The 5216-nt window shown below is 55.1% G+C and carries 3 protein-coding genes; all 3 read right to left on the bottom strand.

Annotated features, from left to right (window positions below; all coding sequences use genetic code 11):
• Window positions 1-365 (bottom strand): hypothetical protein (locus VMT71_16705; GenBank protein HVN25611.1); only part of this gene is annotated, 365 nt, incomplete at its 3' end.
• Window position 366: 1 nt separating this feature from the next.
• A complete protein-coding gene (locus VMT71_16700; protein HVN25610.1) occupies window positions 367-3567 on the bottom strand; it encodes an efflux RND transporter permease subunit in 3201 nt (1066 codons plus the stop codon).
• A gap of 14 nt (window positions 3568-3581) precedes the next feature.
• Window positions 3582-4739, bottom strand: a complete 1158-nt coding sequence (locus VMT71_16695; GenBank protein HVN25609.1) for an efflux RND transporter periplasmic adaptor subunit — start codon at window positions 4737-4739, stop codon at window positions 3582-3584.
• Window positions 4740-5216: the final 477 nt, after the last annotated feature.

The raw sequence follows: 5216 nt of genomic DNA, 5'->3' as shown, positions 1-5216 counted from the left end.
GACGGAAGAGGGTTTGCGTTGTTGGAAAAACGCTGCCTCCCTGCGCTTCCCGTGGCCGTCATCTGGGGAAACAGTGCTGCGCGTGTGACGCCGTAGCGTCCCATGAATTCTTCAACTCGTGCTGCAGCGATCTTCAGATCTTTGTTCTCTCTAAGGGCGCTCTGGATCAACTCAGTCAAAACAGGGTCCTCGAACTGCTCCCACCACTCTGTGTTGACAAGATCCTTCGCTTCCGGTTCCTCGACGCGCCACGACGTCGGTGAATCCACAGATGGACGCTTATAATCGGGACCGATCGCGCAGCCTGTGATCAGCAGAAAAACGGACATCAGAACAGAGAGCGAAAAAAGTACTGATGTACGCACGTCACTTTGCCCCTTTCGGCTCATCGACTCGTTCAGTGCCAATTGGTCCAGCCTCCTGTTTGTGCGCACTGCCTTTCTCCTTTTTCCAATCGACCACTTTTCCCACCACATAGAAAGTGACAGGAATGAGGAAAACAGCAATCAGTGACGCGGCAGCCGTGCCTCCCATCACCGCAGTGCCCATGATCTGCCGGGCCACTGCGCCTGCACCGCGGGAGAAAGCGAGAGGAAGGACGCCAAGAAGAAATGCGAAGGAGGTCATGAGAATCGGTCTGAGGCGCAGCCTGGCTCCTTCGATCGCAGCTTCAGCAAGAGGCCTTCCCCGTTCATGTCTCGTTTTTGCGAACTCGACGATCAGGATGGCATTCTTTGCGGAAAGGCCGATGAGCACGATGAGACCAATCTGGGCATATACATTATTGTTCACCGCGCTGCTCATCTGGTGGCGCAACGCTATCGCTGCAAATGCGCCGAATACAGCGACAGGCGTACCAAGAAGCACGCTGAAGGGCAGAGACCAGCTCTCATATTGCGCCGCAAGAATAAGAAACACGCAGAGAAGAGAAAAACCAAAAATAACCGACGCAGGTATGCCTTCCTGGGCCTTCCTTTCCTGGAAACTCATGCCGATGTAATCAAAACCCATCTCAGGAGGCATCGTCTCTTTGAAGACGTCTTCGAGGGCTGTCATGACCTGGGCCGAGCTGAAACCCGGTTTACCCGTGGCATATATCTGCGCCGCCTTGTAAAGGTTGTAGCGCATGGTGAATTCCGGACCCGGCCGAGACTCAATCGTGGTCAGCGCGGAAAGAGGCACGGGATCGCCCCTGTCGTTGAGCACGTAGAACTGCCCGACGTTCTCTGCCCTGGTACGATACTCTCCCTCGGCCTGGACATAGACCTGCCACTGACGGCCGAAACGGTTAAAGTAGTTGATGAAGTAGCCTCCCATGAAAGCCTGGAGCGTCTGATAGACCTGCGAGACGTCCACCCCCTGCTTCAGCACCTTTTCGCGGTCCACCTTCACATAAAGCTGCGGCACAGATGGAAGAAAGGTTGTCGTTACCCGCGCCATCTCCGGTCTCTTTCTCGCCGCTTCAATAAACTTGTTGACGTTCTCTGCGAGAAAGCTGATGTCCTTTCCCGCCCGGTCCTCAAGAACCAAGTTGGCTCCGCCGGCAAGCCCGATACCTGGTATAGCCGGCGGCTGAAAGGCATACGTGACTGCCTGAGGCAGCTTGCTCAATTCGTCGTTGAGGTGGGCCATAATGGCCTGGTACGATTCCTCCGGCTTTGTCCGGTATCTCCATTCCTTCAGCGTCACAAAAAAGAAACCGCTGTACGTGTTCTGGGCAAGACTCATCAGGCTGTTGCCGACCAGCGTCTGGTAGTGCTCAACGCCTGGTGTGTTCCTTATGATCTCCTCAATTTTTCTGCAGACCTGATCGGATCGTTGAAGCGAGGCAGCGTTGGGCAGGGCCACATTGATATACATATAGCCCTGATCTTCCTCAGGAAGGAATCCTCGCGGGACTGAATTGCCGAGAAGAATACCAACAACCGAGACTACCACGAGAAAGAGCAGACTGAGGGCGCTCTTACGGATCAGGCTTCCGCACACACTGAGGTAGGTTTTGGAGGCCCTGCCGAACATGGTATTGAACCACCTGAAGAAGGGACCCAGGAAGCTCCTGCCCTCTTTGCCCGGCTTGAGAATGAGCGCGCAGAGTGCCGGGCTGAGGGTAAGCGCGTTGAAAGCGGAGATGAGAACCGAGATGGCGATAGTGACCGCAAATTGCTGATAGAGCCTTCCGGTGATGCCAGGTATAAAGACAACCGGAATGAAGACTGCGGCAAGGATCAGCGCAATGGCCATCACAGGACCCGCAACCTCGCTCATAGCTTTGAGGGCTGACTCTTTTGGAGAAAAACCCTCCTCCATGTGGCGCTCGACTGCTTCCACCACAATGATGGCATCATCCACGACCAGACCGATGGCGAGCACCAATCCGAAGAGGGAAAGAGTGTTGATTGAAAACCCGAGCAGAGGGAAGACCGCAAAGGTGCCGATCAGCGAGACCGGCACGGCAAGGGTTGGTATGAGCGTGGCTCTCCATCCCTGAAGAAAGACGAACACCACCAGTATGACGAGTACTATAGCTATCAGAAGTGTCTTGAATATCTCCCGGATGCCTTCGCCTATGGACCGGGTGGTGTCGAGTGCAACAGTATAGTCGAGGTCCACGGGAAATCTTGTTTTTGCCTTCTCCATTACCTGCTTTACGCCTTCGACAATGGAAAGGGCATTGGAGCCGGGCAATTGATAGATGGCCATGATGCCGGCCGGCTGGCCGTTGAGCCGACCCAACAGGTTGTAGGTCTGCGATCCCAGTTCGATACGCGCCACATCACTCAAATGAACAATCGATCCGTCTGCATTAGCCCGTATCACGATCGATGCAAAGTCTTGCGGAGAGACAAGGCGGCCCTGGGTGCGAACCGTATAGGTGAACTCCTGTCCCGGGGGCACCGGCTCACTGCCGATCTGTCCCGCGGGGTTGACCGTGTTCTGCTTCTGAACAGCGTTGATAATATCGGGAACCGTGATACCCAGCTTGCCGAGCGTATCGGGCCTGACCCATATGCGTATCGCGTAGCGGTCGGCACCGTACACGCCCACCTGCGCCACGCCCGGCACACGCACAAGTTGGTCGTTGAGGTTGATGAACGCGTAGTTCGCGAGGAATCGTCCGTCATATGTCTTATTGGGAGAATGGAGCGCGATCAGCATCAATGGGGCAGCTCTCGACTTCTGTATAGTGACGCCGTAATTGCGTACGTCTGCGGGGAGCTGGCCCTGAATCTGGTTCTGACGCATCTGGGTGAAGATAAGATCCGTATTCGGGTCAGTCTTCACGTCAAAGTTGACGAACATACGCATGGTGCCGTTGCTTGCGTTGACTGAATACATGTAGTTCATGTTGTCAACGCCGCTGATCTGCTCCTCCATGGGCGTTGCCACTGATTGCTCAAGCGTCTCTGCGTCAGCGCCTGTGTATCGCGTGAAGATCTGAATCTCCGGTGGAACGATTTCCGGGAATTGGGCAACCGGTAAGCCCACCATGGCAATGATTCCGAGGATGATGAACATCACGGAAATAACCATCGCCACAATAGGCCTATTTATGAAGAACTTTGACATAAGGGCGTGTCTCCCTATTTCTTCCCGGTTTTTTGGGGCGTCTGCGGCGACTCTGCTCTTACGAGCACAACCGTGCCCTGTTTCACCTTCTGGAGCCCTTCGGTGACAACCCGTTCACCCGGCTTCAAGCCATCATCTATCACCCACAAGCCGTCGATCTGTTGACCAGCTTTTACCGGCCTCATTATCACCTTGTTGTCCGGACCCACCACGGCCACCTGGTATCCTGCCTGCAGTTCCATGACGGCCCGCTGCGGCACGAGAAGAGCGCCCTTCTTAACCTCTGTCTGCGCGCGAACCCTGGCGAACTGTCCGGGCCGGATCACGTTGCCGGGATTGGGAAAAAGCGCTGCGACTTTGATGGTACCGGTTTTTATGTCCACCTGTCGGTCTGCGAAGGCGAACGAGCCAGTATGGGGATGCACTCTTCCATCGGCAAGTATCAGCTGGAGCGGCATGCGTTGCCCATGCCCCTGACCGTTCTGCACGTACTTAAGATATTCCTGCTCATTCATGAGGACGTAAACCTTGATCGGATCCACGGTCGAAACCGTCGTCAACTCCTCGACGGAACCCGGACCGACAAGGTTGCCCAACTGCGCCCTCGCAATGCCCGCTATGCCGTCTATCGGGGAAGTGATCTTGGTGAACCCAAGGTCGAGCGTGACTTTGTCAACGAGGGCCTGGAGTGCGATCACCTGCGCATGCGTGGCTGCCTCGGCCCCCACCGCATCATCGTAGTCTTTCTTGCTCACTGCCCTCTGCTCTACAAGAGGCTTGATCCTTTCGAGATTGGCCTTTGCCGTTCCCCAGCGTGCCTGCTGCTCCGCGAGTTGTCCCTTTGCCTGCTCCAGAGCAGCCTGGAACGTGCGCGGATCGATCTCGAAAAGGACCTGGCCCTTCCTGACAAAATCGCCTTCGTTATAATCGCGCTTTATCAGGTAGCCCTGCACTTGTGCACGGATGGTCGCATTTACGAGGCCGTCTGTAGAGGCGGTCCACTCCGAGTAGAGCGGCACATCCTTTCTGGTAACCTCGGCTACCTCAACCATGGGAGGGGCTGAAGCGTCCCTCGTCCCCGCCCTCTCGCATCCGGGCAGGAGAAGTGTCGCTATGAAGATCATGAGGAAACTCCCGCAAAAAAATTCTGCCACCTTACACTTACCCGCCATTCACGGTCCTCCTCAACGAAACTGCACCGGCTCTTTCCGGTGTAGCTTTTTTGCGCGCACGCTCTTGAGCATTCCTACAAATAACGTACCAGATTGTTCATCGATACAGCCCCTTCCCCGGCGGAAAGCCGCCGTGAGGGACAACCATCTTTTATCGGACCACAGCCCATTCACCACAGCGGGATACTTCGACAATGTATGCGAGTCACGATAACAAGGCAGGTTCAAAGAGAGAGTGATGTCCGGTAACAGCAATGAACCCAACACTCCAATTTCTATGCGTGCGCCGCTGACAGTCGCGGCCAACTGCGGCTGAAACGACGTCCTTCGCCCAGCCTAAAACAAGGAGCCGCACAAGCGGTTCAGCTCTTTTCGTTCCGCAAGACGTGAAGCAATGCATCACGACGCTCCCCAGCCGTGAGAAAATACCATATCTAATGAAGAAAAAAAAGCAAAGAGTCATTAGATTGACACGCT

The organism is Syntrophorhabdales bacterium (assembly GCA_035541455.1).
Taxonomy (GTDB): domain Bacteria; phylum Desulfobacterota; class Syntrophorhabdia; order Syntrophorhabdales; family WCHB1-27; genus JADGQN01.
Note: the sequence above shows the minus strand (reverse complement) of the source record. Positions and strands in the feature narration are given on the sequence as shown.